This is a genomic window from Succiniclasticum sp. (genome assembly GCF_056977735.1).
Genome location: NZ_DBMCWA010000006.1, coordinates 1 through 17555 on the forward strand (window position 1 = coordinate 1; position 17555 = coordinate 17555).

Genomic DNA, 17555 nt, shown 5'->3' on the forward strand with positions numbered 1-17555 from the left:
CCGATTTTCTGGGCCAGGCCGGTGTAGAACATTGCTGCGCCTACGACGAACATGCCTGCGAACAGAACAACGGTGGAGTTGGACAGGCCGCTGAATACCTGCTTAGCCGGGATAAATCCCAGCAGGCCGCAGGCGATAGAGCCGGCCATAGCGGTAACTGCCAGAGGGATAATTTCGGTAACGAAGAATAAGGCAATTACAGCAAGAAGAATAAGACATTTTGTGGACTGAGCCATAATAACTCCTCCTTTTTACTGAGTCTCACATACCTTGAGTCTCACAGTTGCATTATTAAAGTAACACGTTTGGAGTAATCCTGCATTCGCTGAAAGTAGGAAGAGAATGTATCGGCTTATTTTAAGCGTAATCCTTAAGGTGTAATTTTGACAATTAAAGTATGATGCTAAAAATTTTAACATTTTTTATTACAAAAGTAGTAATACTTTAGAATTAGCAATGCGGATTAAAAAAATCTTAAACCCTTTATGTATTGCTAAATTTGAAACTATTGAATATACTTGTGGCAGATGAAGAATACTTCTGTAGAATTATTTTTAGTGGTAATAACATAAAAAGGTTGTGCGTAATCATGAAAAAGAAGACAGGTTCGGTTGACCAGTGGGTTCAGTTTATTGGTAAAGACAAACTGCAGACATTCCAGGATAATTTTGCCAAAGCCTATGGTATCAGCATGATTTTTTTGGATATGGATGGGAATCCGTTGACGGTCGGTTCCCAAAATTCCCTGTTCTGCTTTACCATCCAAAAAGAACATGCGGTGCGCTGCCGTGAAAATTTCCTGATGGACAGGGAGACGATGCAGAAAGGCGAGTCTTTTATCCACGTCTGTCCTTTCGGGATTGCCTGCCTGTATGTTCCGGTTTATTTTAATAACCGCCTGACTGCATTTGCAGGAATCGGCGGGCTCACCTACGACAACAGTCCGATTCCCGATACGCTGAAACAGCGCTTCCATATTACCAGTTACAGCAAGGAAACAACCTGGAATATCCTGCTGTTGTTAGAAAGCATGCTTCGCCTGTTGAACGTCAATATTACCGTTTCACAGAAAGATACGGCACAGAAGCCGGATGACGCGCTTCCGGTCCGGGTACGGGATGAACGGATCAGCAGGCGGGAACAGGAAATCGTGCAGCTGCTGTGCAAGGGCTATACCAACAAACAAATCGCCCAACAGCTGTTTATCAGTGAAACGACTGTAAAAACCCATATCAGTAATATCCTTGCAAAACTGAACCTGCATGACCGCATGCAGATTGTCGTGTATTATTATAATAAGACGGATGGCGCGGATGCGTCAGTGGCGAATATAATTAATAATGAAGAAACTGTTTGAACAGATATCCGGACTGCTGAATGAGTGGTATCATGACTTAAAGGTCCGGCTGATTTTTACTATCTCCCTCTTTGTAATTTTACCGATTGCGCTGATCACGTTTTTTTCTACCCGCTATCTGGAGGAACAGTTCAGCCGGAATCAGGATCAGTATCTGCGCTCTACGCTGGCCATTGCGACCAGTGAAATGCAACAGCGGCAGAACAGTGTTCGGACAGCCGCGCTTTGTATTGCGCAGGAGGTCAGCACGCCGCAGGCCGTAAAACAGAAAGATACCAAGGTGCTGGAAGAGAAGCTGGCCCTGCTGCGGAATAACTTTAATAAGGTTGATTATGCTATCATGCTGGATCCGGACAACCATATCATTGCCCGGTCAGGAGCGAATATCCGTTTCAATCCGAATGACAGGCTGGGTGCCATGAACCGGGATGTCTGCCGGACAGGAAACCCGATCAACGCCAACGAGAAGATGCCTCTCAGCGATTTGTTTGCAGAGGGAAGTGAAGAGTTTAAAAAATTTACAGTTGAACTGAAACAGGGGATTGCCGGTGAAGGGGAGCACATGCAACAGGCCCTCTGTGAAGTGACCATGGTTCCTGTCATGGATACGGAAGATTCCGATAAGGTTATTGCCTGCATGGTACTGATCGGTATCTGTAACAGTGACTACTATTTTCCTTCTTACATCAATTCAAAAGCTACCAATGGGTTCCTGGTGCTGACGGTAGATGGCGTCCATGTTTCCACCAAATCTACGGAGGGAGAGGACCGGAGCTGGATCGTAGGGCATAAAGCCGGTTCCATAACCAGTTCCAAAGCCGATGACGGCACGTACTCCGGCAAGGTGTACCTGCGGGGCGTGCCCCATCTGTTTATTGACCATCCGTTACGGAATTATTCCGGTGATCTGGTTGGATACATCAGCTTTGGTCTTCAGGAAGACCAGTTTTCCGGTATTGTTGAAGACAACCGGAAGCAGACCCTGTTTATCGGTATCCTTTGCTTCGTGCTTTTTGCACCGCTGATCTGGCTGATGGCGGCTCAGGTCCGGCAGAACCAGAAACATCTGGAATTGCTGGTGCGTCGCCGTACCAAAGATCTGGAATCGGCAGTGGAAGAGCTGAAACAGCTGAATGAAACGAAGAACCGTTTTCTTTCTAACATTACGCATGAACTCCGTACACCACTGTGTGTCATCATTAATGCCTGTGATTTCCTGAAGGGCGGTTACAGCGGTACGCTGAACGAGAAACAGTACCGGTATGTAGATAACGCTTCGGAATGTGGATCTCATCTGCTGACGCTGATTAATAATCTTCTGGACCTGACTCGTCTGCGTTCGGGAAAAACAAGAGCGAGATTCACCCGTTTTTCTGTTCATGCTTTTGTGGATACCATTGTCAATGAGATGCGTAATTACCGTCCCGATGCCCATATCAGTATGCAGACGTTTTTTGAACCGGAGGATTTTGAAGTTACGGCAGACCCGCAGATGCTGCGGCAGATTATTTTCAATCTTCTGTCCAATGCCCTGAAGTTTTCACTGCCGGACAGCCGGATTACAATCCGGGTACAGAAAATGGAAGAATCCCGTCAGATGCGGATCAGCATTGCGGACGAAGGGATCGGCATCGCCCGGGAGAATCTGGAACGTATTTTTAACGAATTTGAACAAATTGAAAACCCTATGACCAAGAAACGGCCAGGTACCGGCCTTGGTCTTCCTATTGTTAAAAAACTGGCGGAACTGCACCACGGTACGATTTCCCTGCAGAGCGAACTGGGGAAAGGGACGGAAGCCATATTGCTGTTGCCGCTGGAGCAGGATAGTTTATTCGAAGCAGGCGAAACCATACAACAGAGCATATGAATTCGTTACTGTTTCGTTCTCATCAAAGCGGAAAGGGGTGGCAGTTATGCCGAAAATTTTAGTAGTGGATGATAATGAACAGTTAAGCAGCATGCTGAAGGATGTGCTGGAAAGCTGGGGCTATACGGCGCTGATTGCCACCGAGGGGCGTGCCTGTCTGGAACTTGCCCGGCAGGAACAACCGGATATTATTCTGTTGGATATCATGCTGCCGGGACTGTCCGGCTATGAAGTGTGCAGCGAACTGAAACGGGACGCGCGCACCCATTCCATTGCTGTGATCATGATGACGGCGCTGGAGGACATGGAGAGCCGTATCCACGGTTTTAGGGTGGGCGCTGATAATTTCCTGGTAAAACCTATCAACTATAATGAAGTGAAAGCGATTATTGAGAAGCTGTTAAAAGAAAAGCTGTACGAAGATACGTTGGAAGAAAGCTGCAATGTGGCGAAAGCGTTTCATCGTTTCGGACAGCTTCTGCTGGGCCGGCCTACAAATATCAATGCGCCCAACATGGTGTACTGTAATAAACTGCTGGAATCCCTGAACTGGGATTGGGGCATGGCCAAGAAGGCGCGTATTGCCGTAATGTTTCCGTCTCCGGCTGAACTGGCAAAAAAGACCAACCTTACAGTGGAACAGATTATTTCTCTGACAGACGGTCTGTACATGGGGCGCTGGCTGCAACCCATGTTGCGATTTTTAAATGCGCCTGTAGACGATAATGAAGCATTCCGTCCGGAGCTGGAACGACAGAACTGCCTGAAGGCGGCGGAACTGGCGCTGATCGTCAACCGTTACACTACACTGCTGAAAGAAAAGCAGGACAGGGAACTGACTTTTTCCATTTTAAAACGGGAATCCACGGCGAACCATTACAATAAAGAAGTGCTGAAGCAGCTGGAAGAAATCCTGCGGGCGGAGCAGATACTGGAAAGCATAAAATGAGAGTTGCGAAGCGCCGGTTCTTTTCAGGAATTTTCCTGCAAAGAACCGGTATTTTCTTTTTATAACAATGTAAAAATATGCAGTATTTATGTTACCACTGTACGCTGAATGTGCTATAATTATGTTGTCAGAGTACTGATAATTTAATTATAGGAGGAAGAACAATTATGAATCAGATTATTGCTACAGCGCAGCAGATACTGGACTTTAAAGTTGGTGCCATCAGCGTAGGTTCTGTCATTCAGGGCCTGATCCTGCTGATCATCTTCAACCGGCTCATCAGTATGATTATGGGACCGATCATTGACAAGATTCTGGGTCGCTTTAAACTGGAAACCACGGTACAGGGGTTTGTCAAAGGCTTTATCAAGGTGATCCTGAACTTTGTGGCCCTTTGTGTGGTTGCAGACAGCATCGGCATCCCCATCGCGTCGGTCCTTGCGGTTGTAGGCATGTTAGGTCTGGCAATTTCCCTGTCCGTACAGGGAGCCCTGTCTAACGTAGCCAACGGTTTCCTCATCCTGGTTACGAAACCCTTCAAGGTTGGCGATTATGTTGGTATTGCGGGGATTGAAGGCTTTGTGAAAGACGTCAGCATGCTCTGCACCAAAGTGCTGACCATCGACAACAAGCTCATCATCGTTCCCAATTCGGAAGCCATGGGCGGAAAAATCACTAACTTCTCGTCTGAAGACCTGCGTCGCGTGGACATTGAGACCAAGGCCGGCTATGCCAACAAGTTTGAAGATGTTTACAAAGCCGTGCTGGAAGCGGTAAAAGATACGCCTACTGCGTTGCAGGATCCGGCTCCGTTCGTACGGGTTTCCGGTTATACCGATTACGCAGTGGTTTATACGATTCGCGTATGGACTAAATCCGCCAATTACTGGGACTGCTATTTTGACCTGATGCAGAAGGTCGGCGAGTTCAAAGACAAGAACGGTATCGTGGGCGGCGTTCCTTCCATGAAGGTACTGGGCGAAGACAAATAACTCCGTTACACGGTTGAAGTTGTTTAATTACGTCAGAAAAGCGCTTCGCAAAACCGTCCGCGTTTTGTTTCAGCGTTTTTCCACGCAGATTTAACCAAAAAAATCCGGTATCGCATTTGGTTGCGATACCGGTTTAACTTTTGTTGTCAGCGTTTCGCTTAATCTTCGTATTTATCCGGGAAGAACAGCTTCAGGGTGTCCATGTCGGGCATTTTGCCCATGGCGTTGCCAATGAAGAAGAAAATCAGTGAAGTGGTGATACCGATGGTGATCTGATGCAGGGAAAATACCTTGAAGCCCATGGCCATGGTGATGCAGTAGGCCGCCACGCCGCCGAACATGGCGCAGATGGCGCCGGTGCTGTTGGCTTTGTGCCAGAACAGACCGAAGATCATCACCCAGAAGAAGGCGGTTTCCAGACCGCCGAAGGCGAACATGTTTATCTTCCAGATAACGGAAGGAGGCGCAATGGAAATCAGGTAAATACCGAAGCCCAGCAGGATGGTGAAAATCATGCTTAACCGTTTGACTCCCTCGTTGCTCAGGGATTTCCCGCTCTTTTCCAGATGGCGCATATATACGTCTTTAATAATGGAAGAAGAAGAGGTGAGCAGCAGGGAAGATACGGTGGAAATGGTGGCCGCAATGGGCCCGATGATGACAACGCCGGCCCAGAAGGGACTCATGACGCTGATGATGGTGCGGGGCATGATGTTGTCCACGCTGCCGCCATAAGCAGCCAGGTCCGGATTGGTGAGCACGCCTTTGCACAGAACGCCGACCCAGGTAGCGATGATGGTCACTACGCCGATGACGATGGTGCCGATGATGATGGCATTGCGCAGGGCTTTGGTATCTTTATAGCTGATGCTGCGGACTACGGACTGGGGCAGCGCCAGGGTGCAGACGCCGACCAACAGCCACTGGCTGATGTACAGGGAAACCGGCATCTTGCCGCGGGACAGAGGCTCCAGCATAGCGGGATCGTTCGCCCGGAAGTGGGCCATAATGGCACTGTAACCGCCGGCTTTGTCCAGCAGGCAGTAGAACAGGATCGCCATGCCGATCATCATGGCGATGGCGCAGATGGCGTCCGTGATGGCCACGCCTTTAAACCCGCCAATGGTGGTGTAGATGACCACGATGATGCCGAACATGGTGAGTCCGGTCATGTAGGAATAGCCGGTAACTGCTTCAAACAGTTTGGCTGCGCCTACGAACTGGGCGACCATGGTGGCGCAGAAGAACGCTACGATGAAGATAGCCGCCATATTGGCCAGCGCGTCGGATTTGTACCGGGCGCGAATGATATCGATAACGGTGACCGCGTCAATTTCGCGGGCAATCAGGGATATTTTCTTGCCGAAAACACCCATGACAAGGAAGATGACTACCATCTGTACGATGGCCATGTACAGCCAGCCGTACCCAATCTGCCAGGCCACGCCGGGTCCGCCGACGAAAGTGGAAACGCTGGAGTAGGTGGCAACCGTGGTCATGGCCAGGACAAAGCCGCCTAAGGAACGTCCGCCGATGAAGTAATCTTTCACAAAGTTGGAAGAACGGGCTTCGCTGGACTGCTGCTGTACCCAGTAGCTGATGTAAAGCAAAGCGGCAAGGAATAAAAGCGCGGGAGCCAGATTCAGGAAGTTTTCCATTATTTACTGCCTCCTTTCACCGTGGCGTCTTCTTTCATGTCAACATCCTTGATGACGTACTCAGCCAGCCACCAGGCTACGACTACGGCAAAAAGCCAGGACACGATACAGCCGCCGATGACCCAGATGGGGGTGTCGAAGACGACGATGTCCGAATCGGCCAGACCGAAACCTGCCACGATCCAGAAAAGGATGACGACAATCGTGGCCAAAACGGTGGTCTTGGCTTCCCGGTTCGCCTGCCGGAATTGTTCACTGCGTTTCATAATGACAAGTACCTCCCTTGTAATGCAGATAGGATTACGTAACTTTTGACAACGGAATCTATAAAACGTTTGAACAGTCAAATTAAAAATCGCCCATCCGGAACCGGATGCGCGATACATTTTTACTGTTGCGTCCCGTCCCGGTCATCAGGAACTGTTCATCAAGAAATTGAACAGTTCGCTTGTCTAAATTTCCCTGTACTTCGTTGTCGTCAGTCGACGTAGCTTTGGCTACGCTTCCTTCCTCCGCCTTGTACAGGAAATTTTATCCTGTGCGATCTTGCTCAATTTCTTTCTTCTCAGTTCCTTACGGATCCAAGCGATATCAGACTCTGTTGGTTCATTTTCTCAGCGGGTTTGTGGTAAAACTGTACGTTGTCTTCCGCTCCTCTGGAAATTCACATGTATGATAGCATACATCTGCTGAGAATGCAACCTTGCAAACAGTATTTTACATTATTTTAATCAACATTTTTCATTTTTCGTTTTCTAAAATGTAACATGGGTTTGTGTCAAAAAAAGGACATTTATATGTTTTTTATAAGGTAAGCGGAAGTTTTTCCTTTTCAGCGTTTTTATTTTGAAAATATGTTGCTGTTAACCATTTGTGGTAAAATAGATTAAAGTGGAAATAAATGGATGTGTAATGAAATCAGGAGAAAAAAGCATGATTCTGATCAGCGCCTGTCTGGCGGGCCGAAATGTAAAATATAATGGAAGTAATAACGCAGTGCCCTGGCTTTGTGAGTGGATTGAGCGGCATAAGGAAAAGGTACTGCTTGTTTGTCCGGAGGTGATGGGCGGGCTGCCGACGCCGCGTCTTCCGGCGGAGATTCAGTACTTGGCAGCAAATTCCGGAGCAGTTCCCGAAAAGCGGCGTATCGTCAACAAAGCCGGTGAGGATGTGACGGAGCCGTTCCTGCGGGGAGCGGAAAAGGTGCTGGAATTAGTGAAACAGCATAATATCACTTCTGCCATCATGAAAGCAAACAGCCCGTCCTGCTCAGGGTTTTACATATACGACGGCACGTTTACCGGAACTAAAATCCCAGGGCAGGGGATTACGGCGGCGTTGCTCATGGAACATGGCGTCAGGGTGTATACGGAAACAATGGTGACGCCGGAATTGTTGGAGGAGTTAACAGATTAATATTGCTACTGATGTTTTGTTTTACTGAACCGAGAAAGGATTTTAACAAGCTATGAATACGAATATTATTAATGAAGAACGTTTAAAAAATACATTTATCGAATTGGTCAGCGTTCCTTGCCCCAGCTGTGATGAAAAGGAAGAGGCGGCGTTGCTGAAACAAAAACTGCAGGAACTGGGTATGGAACCGCAAGTGGACAGGGCCGGTGAACAATGCGGCGGTACCACAGGAAATGTCTGGGGTTTCTTAAAAGGAAACGTGCCCGGCGCGTTGCGTCTGTTTTTTGAAGCGCATATGGACAGCGTGGCGCCCACAACGGGAACAAAGGTGATTGAAAAAGACGGCGTGCTGTACTCTGACGGTACGACTACGTTAGGCGGAGACGATAAAAGCGGTGTGGCTGCCGTGCTGGAAGCCATGCAATGCATCATCGAAAACGATCTGCCCCACGGGGATATCCAGGTCTGCTTTACCATCGGGGAAGAAACCGGCAGCTACGGCGTGCGTTACATGGATCAAACGATGATCCGGGCTGACGCAGGTTACTGCATGGACTGCGGCGGTCATCCGGGGGCCATCTTTAACGCGTCGCCCAAAGCAATCAACCTGAAACTGACGGTGAAAGGAAAGAGCGCCCACGCCGGACTGGAACCGGAGAAGGGACTCAATGCCATTATGCTGGCGGCGGACGCATTGCACGCTTTGCCCGCTTACGGACGAATCGACGCAGAGACAACCTTAAGTGTGGATATGATCGACGGCGGCCTTGCGACCAACATCGTGCCGGAGGCCTGTGAGATCGTCATCGACATGCGCTGCCCCGATGAAACGAAACTGGAACGGTTAAAGAACGAAACGGTGGAGATATTCCGAAACGCTGTTGAGGCGAAAGGCGGAACGGTGGAAGTTGCAATGAAAGATGTAGCGCCGGGCGTCAACCTTGCCAAAGACCATGCCACAGTAAAGCTGGCGGCAACCGCGGCGGAAAAACTGGGATTCCCTGTCAGCACCGGCTTTACCGGCGGCTGCAGTGACGCCAACTTTTTGTGCGGTATGGGGTTGCCCACCGTGTTGCTGGCAACCGGTATGGACAAGATCCATACCACGGAGGAATGCCTTGCGCTGGAAGATCTGAACAACGCGGCCCGTTGGGTGATGGGTATTGTGGGGGAAGCAGCGAGGCAGAGATGAGGCTGGTCGTAAAAACGATCAACTTCGCAATGCAAAGCCGCATGGATACTGGACTTTGGCTCCAATTACTCTTAAATATTTATAAGAACCGGAATTAATGAAATAACATTGAAGTGTAGAGTACAACAGAAAAATATGGTAAAATAAAATAGCGAAGTTTGAACATAAGTATTTGAAATTCAATGTGGGGTGAATAACATGACCAAGTTTGACAACAAGCAGTTTGACACGCCGAAATTACAAGAAGCAACAAAAGCATATTTGACAGGCAATTATGAAGCCGCGTTTAATTTGTTTTGTGAGCTTGCCGGTGAGAATAATGGCAGAGCCATGTATTTTTTAGGTTGTTTCTATGATGGGATAAAGGGAGTTAATGTTGTAAAACAATCATTTGGAATGAGCAATGCGTGGTTTAAACTTGGCGCCGGCAGGGGTGATGCGTTAGCAACGCTGCGGGTACTTGAAGATGTGGATTTTAAAGCGGAAGGTAATACTTCAGTAAGCGAATTCAACGATTGTTTAGATGCAGTGAAGGCTATGGCTATGGAAGGCAATGCTTTTGCGAAAATGGAAATGTATTATACATATGTTTTTTCGAACCATGTAAAAAGAAATGATAAAGAAGCATTTAAATGGTGCCGTGAAGCTGCTGAAGCCGGTAATCCGGACGGTATGATGCAATTGGGCTTTTGTTATGCCGGCGGCTGGGGTGTTGGGAAAGATTATGAGGAAGCCCGCAGATGGTACCAAAAAGCAGCGGAATTAAATAACAGCAAAGCTATGTTGTTTTTAGGTATACTGTACGGTGAGGGCTGTGGAGTAAAGCAGGATCAGGAAGAGGCTTTAAAGTGGTACAGGAAAGCTGCTAAATTAGGGGAAAGAGGCGCAATGTTCGACTTGGGAGTTGCTTATGAAGGCGGGTTTGTTGTTAAAAAGAACTATGGAAAAGCTGTCAGGTGGTTCCAAAAAGCGTATGATTTAGGTTTGGAAAAAGCGGAACCCAGGTTAAAAGAACTGTTGAAAAAGATTTGAACGCATAGATAAAAGCAAAAAAAGTGATAGGGATAATCTGGCAAACTTCTGAATAATCACACCAATTCTGGATTTAAAGATGGATTGCATAAAAATTCAGCGGCGGAACGGAACCAATCATGAGCGTACCATTTACTCATTTACACGTGCATACCCAATACAGTTTGTTAGACGGCGCCTCCAAACCGAAGGAGCTGCTGCAGCGCGCCATGGAGCTGGGGATGGACAGCATTGCCATCACTGACCACGGCAACATGTACGGCGCGGTGGACATGTACCAGACGGCGCAGAAACTGAATAAAGATGCGGAAAAAGAAGGGAAGCAAGGCATCAAGGTCATCTTCGGCTGTGAGTGTTACATTACCCCGGGGAGCCGCTTTGACCGAATCGACAAGCAGCCCAGGTACCATCTGATTTTATTAGCGGAAAACCAGGAAGGCTACCACAATCTGGCGCGGTTGGTCTCCCTCGGTTTTATTGACGGTTTTTACCGCAAGCCCCGCATTGATAAGGATATCCTGCGAAAATACAGCAAGGGAATCATTTGTCTCAGCGCCTGCGTGCAGGGGGAGATTCCCCGGCTGATCCTGCAGCGGAATCTGGACGGCGCGGAACGGGCGATGCAGGATTATATTGATATTTTCGGCAAAGACAATTTCTTCCTGGAAATGCAGAACCACGATCTGGAAGAAGAGCGGACCGTCAATCAGCAGCTGCATATCTTTGCGGAAAAATACGGCGTGAAGCTGGTTGTTACCAACGACATCCATTACGTGAAGCGGGAGGACGCTTCCGCCCAGGACGTGCTGCTCTGCATCCAGACAAACAAAAACGTGGACGATCCGGACCGGATGCGTTTCAACAACGACTGGTATTACTGCAAGAGCTATGAGGAAATGCGGATGCTGTTCCCCGACGATGAGGAGGCGCTGCACAATACCCATGCGATTGCAAAACGATGCAACGTAGATTTAACATTTGGCAAGTTGCTGTTGCCGGAGTTTCCTATACCGGCGCAGTTTCATAACGATGCGGACGCTTACGTACGCAGTCTCTGCGAAGACGAAATACCCAAACGGTACGGCGTGTTGCTGGCAAACATGCCGGAGGAAGCGCGTCGGAAAAAAGAAGAGGAAATTAACAAACGGCTGGAGTATGAGCTGGATATCATCAAGACCATGGGGTATGCGGCATACTTTCTTATTGTCTGGGACTTTATCCATTACTGCCGCAGCCATACAGACGCGGCGGGCCATCCGGATCCCATTCCGGTGGGGCCGGGCCGTGGCAGCGCGGCGGGTTCCATCGTGGCTTACCTGCTGCATATCACTAACATCGACCCGCTGGATTTTGATCTGCTCTTTGAACGGTTCCTGAATCCGGAACGGGTCAGCATGCCCGATATTGATACGGACTTCTGTTACCGTCGCCGGGGCGAGGTGCTGGACTATGTAATCCGAAAATATGGCGCGGACCATGTGTCGCTGATCATTACCTTCGGCACGTTGCAGGCGCGGGCGGCGGTCCGGGACGTGGGCCGGGCCCTGGGCATCAGTTTGCCGAAGACGGACAAGGTGGCGAAAGCGGTGCCCCGGGAACTGGGAATCACGCTGGACCGGGCGTTGCAGACCAAAGATCTGCGGGCCATGTACGACAGCGACCCGGAAGTGAAACGCATCATCGACATTGCCAAAAGCGTGGAAGGCCTGCCCCGCAACAGCGGCACCCATGCGGCCGGCGTAGTAATTGCGCCGAAGCCCCTGATCGATCTGGTGCCCCTGCAGCTGGACGAAGCGGCGGACATTGAAGCGGGCATCAGCCAGGAACGTATGATCACCACCCAGTTTGACAAGAACCAGGTGGAAGAGCTGGGCCTTCTGAAGATGGACTTTCTGGGCCTGCGTACCCTGACGGTGATGGATGATGCCGTACATTTCATTCAGGAAAGTACGGGGCGGACCGTTGATCTGGACAACATCCCACTGGAAGATGAAGCGGTCAGCAGGATGCTCTGCGCCGGGGATACTCAGGGGGTGTTCCAGCTGGAAAGCGCGGGCATGACCCGGCTGGTGGAACGGCTGGCACCGAAGTCCATGCGGGACCTGGTTCCCTTAGTGGCCCTGTACCGTCCGGGCCCGTTGGACGCAGGCATGGCGGATAAGTTCATCGAAGGCCGGAAGCGGCATCACGCAGTGGAAAGCATCCATCCGTTGCTGGATGGAATCCTGGCGGATACCTATGGGGTTGTGCTGTATCAGGAACAGGTCATGCAGACGGCTTCCATCCTGGCGGGCTTTTCTCTGGGCGAAGCGGATATCCTGCGCCGGGCCATGGGCAAGAAAAAGGTGAAAGACCTGATTGCCATGAAGACGCGCTTTGTAGAAGGGGCGCAGAAACTGCACAACGTTCCGCCGGAAAAAAGTGAAGAGATTTTTGAAATCCTGTTAAAATTTGCCGGCTACGGCTTTAATAAATCCCATTCGGTGGCTTATGGCATGGTGGCTTATCAGACGGCGTACCTGAAAGCCCACTGGCCGGCGGAGTATTTTGCGGCGTTGCTCACCAGCATCATCGGAGACGCGGATAAAGTGAGCTGGTACATCACCGTCTGCAAGGATCGGGGCATCCCCATGCTGCCCCCGGATGTCAACGCCAGCCAGGAAGGGTTCTCTGTGGAAAAGGGCGCCATCCGTTTCGGACTGGTAGGTATCAAAAGCGTGGGCGAGGGCGCAGTGCGGGAAATCGTGCGGGCCCGGCAGGAAGGCGGTCCCTTCCGGGATATTCTGGATTTCTGCAAGCGGGTGAATTACCGGACGCTGAACCGCCGGCTTCTGGAAAACCTGATCAAGTGCGGTGCCATGGATTCCCTGGGGGCCTACCGGTCCCAACTTCTGGCGGTGTATGAAAAAACATTGGATTTGGGCATTCAGCAGCAACGGGATTACAACAGCGGGCAGATAGGTCTGTTCGGCGGCGACGATTTTGCGGAAGTGAATTCTGTGCCGTTGCCGAAGATGGACGAGATGAGCCGCTCCGTAAGGCTGAAAAATGAAAAGGAACTCATCGGCTTTTATGTGACAGGTCATCCTTTGGACGGCTACCGGGAGGCGCTGGATAAACTGACGCCGCTCTATACGCTGACGGGCGACACGCCGGCGGTGCGCGACGGACAGTTTGTCAATGTGGGCGGCATCATCAGCAGCACCGATATCAAAGTGACGAAAAAAGGCGACTCCATGGCGGTGCTGGCGCTGGAGGACTTCAGCTCCCGCATTGAAGTGGTGGTGTTTCCCCAGGCCTACAACGAATATCATACGTTGCTGCGTGAAGACGCTGTGGTGGAAGTGGAAGGCCGGTTCAATGTGGACGAGCGGGGCAGCAAGATCATTGCTTCGCGAATGGCACTGCAGGAAGAAGGCAAACCGCCGGTGCTGTCCGCACAGGCGCGGAATACGCGGCGCGGAAACGGAAGCAATTATGCCGGCCGCAGCGGAAATGATGATTACGGCGGGAGCACGTATTACAGCGAAAACAGTGATGCAGCCGCTTACAACTTTGCCAATGAAAGTCCGGAAACGTATGACACAGCTGTACAGCAAACTGTAAATTCATTCTCACAACACACTGTAAGGGATGCTGCAGAAAACATTGCCGGAACATCTCCAAATCAGGACGAACAAGGGCGCATAAAAGTTCCTGTCAGCGCGATTATTGAACTGGTGATAACGCCGGAACGGGAATCGGAAATTGTGACCAGGGCGCTGATTGCCATCCTGCAGAAGCATCACGGCAGCACTATGGTCTTTTTGAAACTGATGGGATCCCGGCGGCGTATCCGGTTAGACCCGCGCTACTATGTAAACGGGCAGGACATGGCGCTGCAGGATGAACTGAAAGAACTGTTGGGGGACAACGCGTTCCGGGTGAAAGAGATATAGGGTGCCGGGGACTTGGAAAATGAGAAAAATTGTTTATTTTTGTCTGGCGTTACTGTTAGTTGCCCTGTTTGGATGCAGTGTCAATACAGCCCAGGGCAAACCTGGCCCGAAGCCGGCAGCAGCTTCTGACGATACCGTTCCGGCTTATGTAAAAGCGGAAGCGAAACGGGTTTCCGGTTTAGTCCGTGCTGTACAGAATCCGCATACGTTTACGATTGTTGCCGTCAGCGATCTGCATTACCTGAAAGGCAATGCACAGATTGGCAGGGCTCTGAACGAGATGGCGCTCGGGATAAAAGAAATTTCTTCACAGGTACCTGTGGATTATAAAATCGCTTTTGGAGATTATATATACCGCGGTAAAGGCTGTGAGAATTACCGGGACGGCGTGGAGGAAATGCAGGCCGCAGCCGGAATACTGGATAAGGCGTTCGGGCAAAGCGGAAATCAGATCCGCTTAACCGGAAACCATGACGCCAACGCGATGGAACTTGACAAGGGTGAACTGAAACAGTTTTTCACCATGCATGACTTGTACGGGTTTGTTGGAAAATATAATGGGAACATGATCACAGACAGCCTGAACCCGGAAGGGAACTATGGCTATGTCGATATTCCGGAAAAGAAAATCAGGATAATATGTTTGAACACCTCAGACTTTACGGATGAGGGAAAGCCAACTGTAGTGCCGGACAAAAAGGATCATAATAAAAACACGGCGACAACTCATAATATGAGTAAGCGGCAGGCGGAGTGGCTGATTGAAACGGTAAAGCTAAAAGGGATTAAAGACCCGGAAGCATGGAACATTCTGCCGGTGTCTCATCTGGTCCTGTCCCAGACAAAAGGCGGGCTATGGAAAAACACGGAAGCCAATGCGGCATTTCTCCTGTCCGAGTATGTACAAAAGCATAAGGGAACGCTTAACTTTAAAGGAAGAGAATTACCATATGATTATTCAGGGATAACCCCGGCGCGGGTATTACCGTATATTCATGGGCACAATCATAATTTCCCGGTAAAAAACATGAATGTAAGTAATATATCCAAAGACGTAGCCCGGAATGAAATGGTTACCGTCGGTCTTCCCAATGCCTGCCCGCTTCGCAACGCGAAGGGCAATACATACAATAAAACGGAGGGTACCGCAAAGTCGACTGCTTTCAGTGTAATCGTTATCGACCTGAAAAAGAGTGTCATAAATGTATTCTGTTACGGAGCCGGTTTTGACAGGATCATACATTTTGACAGTATAAAGGTGAAGGCAGACGCTTCGCACGTTGCTTTACACACCGCGTTGCAGGGGAAGGTTATCTGGAAAAGCCGGGATAAAAAAGTTGTGAATGCGGAAGAGGGGAAGATGAAGCCTGTTTCCGCCGGGAATACGCTGGTTGTGGCAGAAGACGAAAAGGGGAACTGCGAATACTGGAATGTTGCGGTGGAACAGGGAGCGGTTAATTTAAAGCTCTGAAAGCCCTTTAAATATATTAAAAAATCATAAAGATATCCAAATTATAAAAACAGGATTATTGTAAGCTGAAGGAGGGATTGCCATGGCCGTATACCGCTGCCGTATCTGCGGCGCCATTTTTGACGAAGCAAAAGAAGGGAAAAAGTTAAGTGAAATTCCCTGCTGCCCTGTCTGTAAGCAGCCGGTTTCCAATTTTGAAAAGATTGCGGATTCGGAAGAAACGAAACCGGATGCAATTGCCGGTTCGGTAACGGCAGCTGCCGGTGCAGTGAAAGCAGAACCGGACCGCGCCGCGAAGCCGTCTTATGCACCGCTGGCTTACGATGAAGCATTTGCCAGGGTGGACGAACGCTGTCGCTACATGAAGGAGATTCATGAAATGGCAGTAACCGGACGCACAATCGGCGGTGCTATGGGAACGCAGATGCCCATGCCCGGCTGGGATGACATCCTGTTGCTGGGTACTCAGCTGAACCCGCCGCCGCTGGAAGACAACGCGCCGGTGGAAACCAGGACTGTTATCGGTAAGCATGCGAAAAAGCCAATGGTTTTGGAAAGTCCGGTTTACATTTCCCACATGTCCTTCGGCGCTCTTTCCAAAGAAACCAAGATAGCGCTGGCAACAGGTTCCGCTTTGGCCAAAACCGCCATGTGCAGCGGGGAAGGGGGCATCCTTCCGGAAGAAAAAGCTGCGTCTTACAAATATATTTTTGAGTATATCCCAAACAAATACAGCGTGACGGAAGAAAATCTGAAGACGTCTGACGCTATTGAAATCAAGATCGGGCAGGGGACAAAACCCGGTATGGGCGGTCATCTGCCCGGTGAAAAGGTGACGCCGGAAATTGCCGCCCTGCGGGGCAAGAAGCCGGGCGAGGATGTGCAGAGTCCCAGCAAGTTCCCGGAAATCAATTCCAAAGAAGATTTAAAAGCCATGGTTGATATACTGAGGGAGCTTTCGGATGGCAGACCTATCGGGATAAAGATTGCGGCGGGTCGAATTGAACAGGACCTGGAACACTGCGTGTTTGCGAAACCGGACTTCATAACCATTGACGGCCGGGGCGGGGCTACCGGGTCCAGCCCGTTCTTCCTCCGGGAGGCCACGACGGTTCCAACCATTTATGCCTTAAGCCGCGCCCGGAAATATCTGGATTCGGTTCATTCCGATATTGCGCTGGTGATTACCGGCGGGCTGCGGGTGTCGCCTGACTTTGCCAAAGCGCTGGCCATGGGGGCCGACGCGGTGGCCATTGCCAGCGCGGCGCTGATTGCGGCGGCCTGCCAGCAGTACCGCATCTGCGGTTCCGGCAACTGTCCCGTGGGTATTGCAACGCAAAATCCGGAGCTGCGCGCCCGTCTGAACATGGAAGCTGCGGCACAGCGGGTGGCCAACTTCCTGAACGTGTCCCTGTCGGAACTGAAGACATTCGCCCGGATTACAGGACATTCCTCTGTGCATGATTTAAGTCTTGCCGATCTGATTACATTAGATAAAGATATCGAAGAATTTACGGGCATCCCTCATGCGGGGCGAGGGATTAGATGAGGCTGTTAAATAAGGGTTTGCAGCCTTTCTTTCGAATATGATAAAATTAAGCAGACAAGCGGTCCGGCCTGTAAGAAGTTGTTGCAGTTCACGGTGCTTGTTGATTGATGCAGGAAGCGGTTGGCTTTTAC

13 protein-coding genes are annotated in these 17555 nt (G+C 50.0%); 10 read left to right on the forward strand and 3 right to left on the reverse strand.

The annotated features are described in order from the left end of the window. Positions 1 to 236 (reverse strand): SLC13 family permease (locus ACZOWY_RS04440; protein WP_484393099.1); only part of this gene is annotated, 236 nt, incomplete at its 3' end. A 353-nt stretch (positions 237 to 589) separates the two neighbouring features. Here ACZOWY_RS04440 and ACZOWY_RS04445 point away from each other — a divergent pair. The 4 genes from ACZOWY_RS04445 (at position 590) to ACZOWY_RS04460 (ending at position 5168) form a co-directional block, all read left to right on the forward strand. After that, entirely contained in the window at positions 590 to 1357 is a 768-nt protein-coding gene (locus ACZOWY_RS04445; protein ID WP_484393286.1) for a LuxR C-terminal-related transcriptional regulator, read from the forward strand. Continuing rightward, on the forward strand, positions 1341 to 3227 hold the full coding sequence (locus ACZOWY_RS04450) for a sensor histidine kinase (RefSeq protein ID WP_484393287.1): 1887 nt from the start codon (positions 1341 to 1343) through the stop codon (positions 3225 to 3227). Before ACZOWY_RS04445 ends, ACZOWY_RS04450 begins: the two co-directional genes overlap by 17 nt. 46 nt (positions 3228 to 3273) lie before the next feature. Beyond that, positions 3274 to 4176 carry a response regulator gene (locus ACZOWY_RS04455; protein ID WP_484393288.1) on the forward strand — a complete coding sequence of 301 codons (903 nt, stop codon included), beginning with the start codon at positions 3274 to 3276 and terminating at the stop codon, positions 4174 to 4176. A gap of 167 nt (positions 4177 to 4343) precedes the next feature. After that, positions 4344 to 5168, forward strand: a complete 825-nt coding sequence (locus ACZOWY_RS04460) for a mechanosensitive ion channel family protein (protein WP_484393289.1) — start codon at positions 4344 to 4346, stop codon at positions 5166 to 5168. 158 nt (positions 5169 to 5326) lie between these two features. On the opposite strand, the gene panF is transcribed toward ACZOWY_RS04460, so the two are convergent. Next, positions 5327 to 6826, reverse strand: coding sequence for a sodium/pantothenate symporter (gene panF / locus ACZOWY_RS04465; protein WP_484393290.1), 1500 nt, complete (start codon positions 6824 to 6826; stop codon positions 5327 to 5329). Next, complete coding sequence (locus ACZOWY_RS04470) at positions 6826 to 7092, reverse strand: YhdT family protein (protein WP_484393291.1); 267 nt, start codon at positions 7090 to 7092, stop codon at positions 6826 to 6828. Before ACZOWY_RS04470 ends, panF begins: the two co-directional genes overlap by 1 nt. Before the next feature lie 667 nt (positions 7093 to 7759). Between ACZOWY_RS04470 and ACZOWY_RS04475 the strand changes: the two genes are divergently transcribed. From ACZOWY_RS04475 to ACZOWY_RS04500, 6 genes are all read left to right on the forward strand, one after another. Beyond that, positions 7760 to 8242 carry a 2-thiouracil desulfurase family protein gene (locus ACZOWY_RS04475; RefSeq protein ID WP_484393292.1) on the forward strand — a complete coding sequence of 161 codons (483 nt, stop codon included), beginning with the start codon at positions 7760 to 7762 and terminating at the stop codon, positions 8240 to 8242. Positions 8243 to 8294: 52 nt separating this feature from the next. After that, a complete protein-coding gene (locus tag ACZOWY_RS04480; protein WP_484393293.1) occupies positions 8295 to 9434 on the forward strand; it encodes a M20/M25/M40 family metallo-hydrolase in 1140 nt (379 codons plus the stop codon). Positions 9435 to 9632: 198 nt separating this feature from the next. Further along, a complete protein-coding gene (locus tag ACZOWY_RS04485) occupies positions 9633 to 10466 on the forward strand; it encodes a tetratricopeptide repeat protein (RefSeq protein ID WP_484393294.1) in 834 nt (277 codons plus the stop codon). Between the two features lie 119 nt (positions 10467 to 10585). Continuing rightward, a complete protein-coding gene (locus ACZOWY_RS04490) occupies positions 10586 to 14404 on the forward strand; it encodes a DNA polymerase III subunit alpha (protein WP_484393295.1) in 3819 nt (1272 codons plus the stop codon). A gap of 19 nt (positions 14405 to 14423) precedes the next feature. Beyond that, the gene (locus tag ACZOWY_RS04495) at positions 14424 to 15875 is read left to right on the forward strand and encodes a metallophosphoesterase (RefSeq protein ID WP_484393296.1); all 1452 of its coding nucleotides are present in this window, start codon (positions 14424 to 14426) and stop codon (positions 15873 to 15875) included. An 82-nt stretch (positions 15876 to 15957) separates the two neighbouring features. Further along, positions 15958 to 17424 (forward strand): glutamate synthase-related protein, encoded by a 1467-nt coding sequence (locus tag ACZOWY_RS04500; protein ID WP_484393297.1) that lies wholly within the window; start codon positions 15958 to 15960, stop codon positions 17422 to 17424. The last annotated feature ends 131 nt before the right edge of the window (positions 17425 to 17555 follow it).

Coding starts and splice junctions, on each gene's coding strand:
- ACZOWY_RS04445 (WP_484393286.1), top strand. CDS start 590: ATGAAAAAGAAGACAGGTTCGGTTGACCAGTGGGTTCAGTTTATTGGT.
- ACZOWY_RS04450 (WP_484393287.1), top strand. CDS start 1,341: ATGAAGAAACTGTTTGAACAGATATCCGGACTGCTGAATGAGTGGTAT.
- ACZOWY_RS04455 (WP_484393288.1), top strand. CDS start 3,274: ATGCCGAAAATTTTAGTAGTGGATGATAATGAACAGTTAAGCAGCATG.
- ACZOWY_RS04460 (WP_484393289.1), top strand. CDS start 4,344: ATGAATCAGATTATTGCTACAGCGCAGCAGATACTGGACTTTAAAGTT.
- panF (WP_484393290.1), bottom strand. CDS start 6,826: ATGGAAAACTTCCTGAATCTGGCTCCCGCGCTTTTATTCCTTGCCGCT.
- ACZOWY_RS04470 (WP_484393291.1), bottom strand. CDS start 7,092: ATGAAACGCAGTGAACAATTCCGGCAGGCGAACCGGGAAGCCAAGACC.
- ACZOWY_RS04475 (WP_484393292.1), top strand. CDS start 7,760: ATGATTCTGATCAGCGCCTGTCTGGCGGGCCGAAATGTAAAATATAAT.
- ACZOWY_RS04480 (WP_484393293.1), top strand. CDS start 8,295: ATGAATACGAATATTATTAATGAAGAACGTTTAAAAAATACATTTATC.
- ACZOWY_RS04485 (WP_484393294.1), top strand. CDS start 9,633: ATGACCAAGTTTGACAACAAGCAGTTTGACACGCCGAAATTACAAGAA.
- ACZOWY_RS04490 (WP_484393295.1), top strand. CDS start 10,586: ATGAGCGTACCATTTACTCATTTACACGTGCATACCCAATACAGTTTG.
- ACZOWY_RS04495 (WP_484393296.1), top strand. CDS start 14,424: ATGAGAAAAATTGTTTATTTTTGTCTGGCGTTACTGTTAGTTGCCCTG.
- ACZOWY_RS04500 (WP_484393297.1), top strand. CDS start 15,958: ATGGCCGTATACCGCTGCCGTATCTGCGGCGCCATTTTTGACGAAGCA.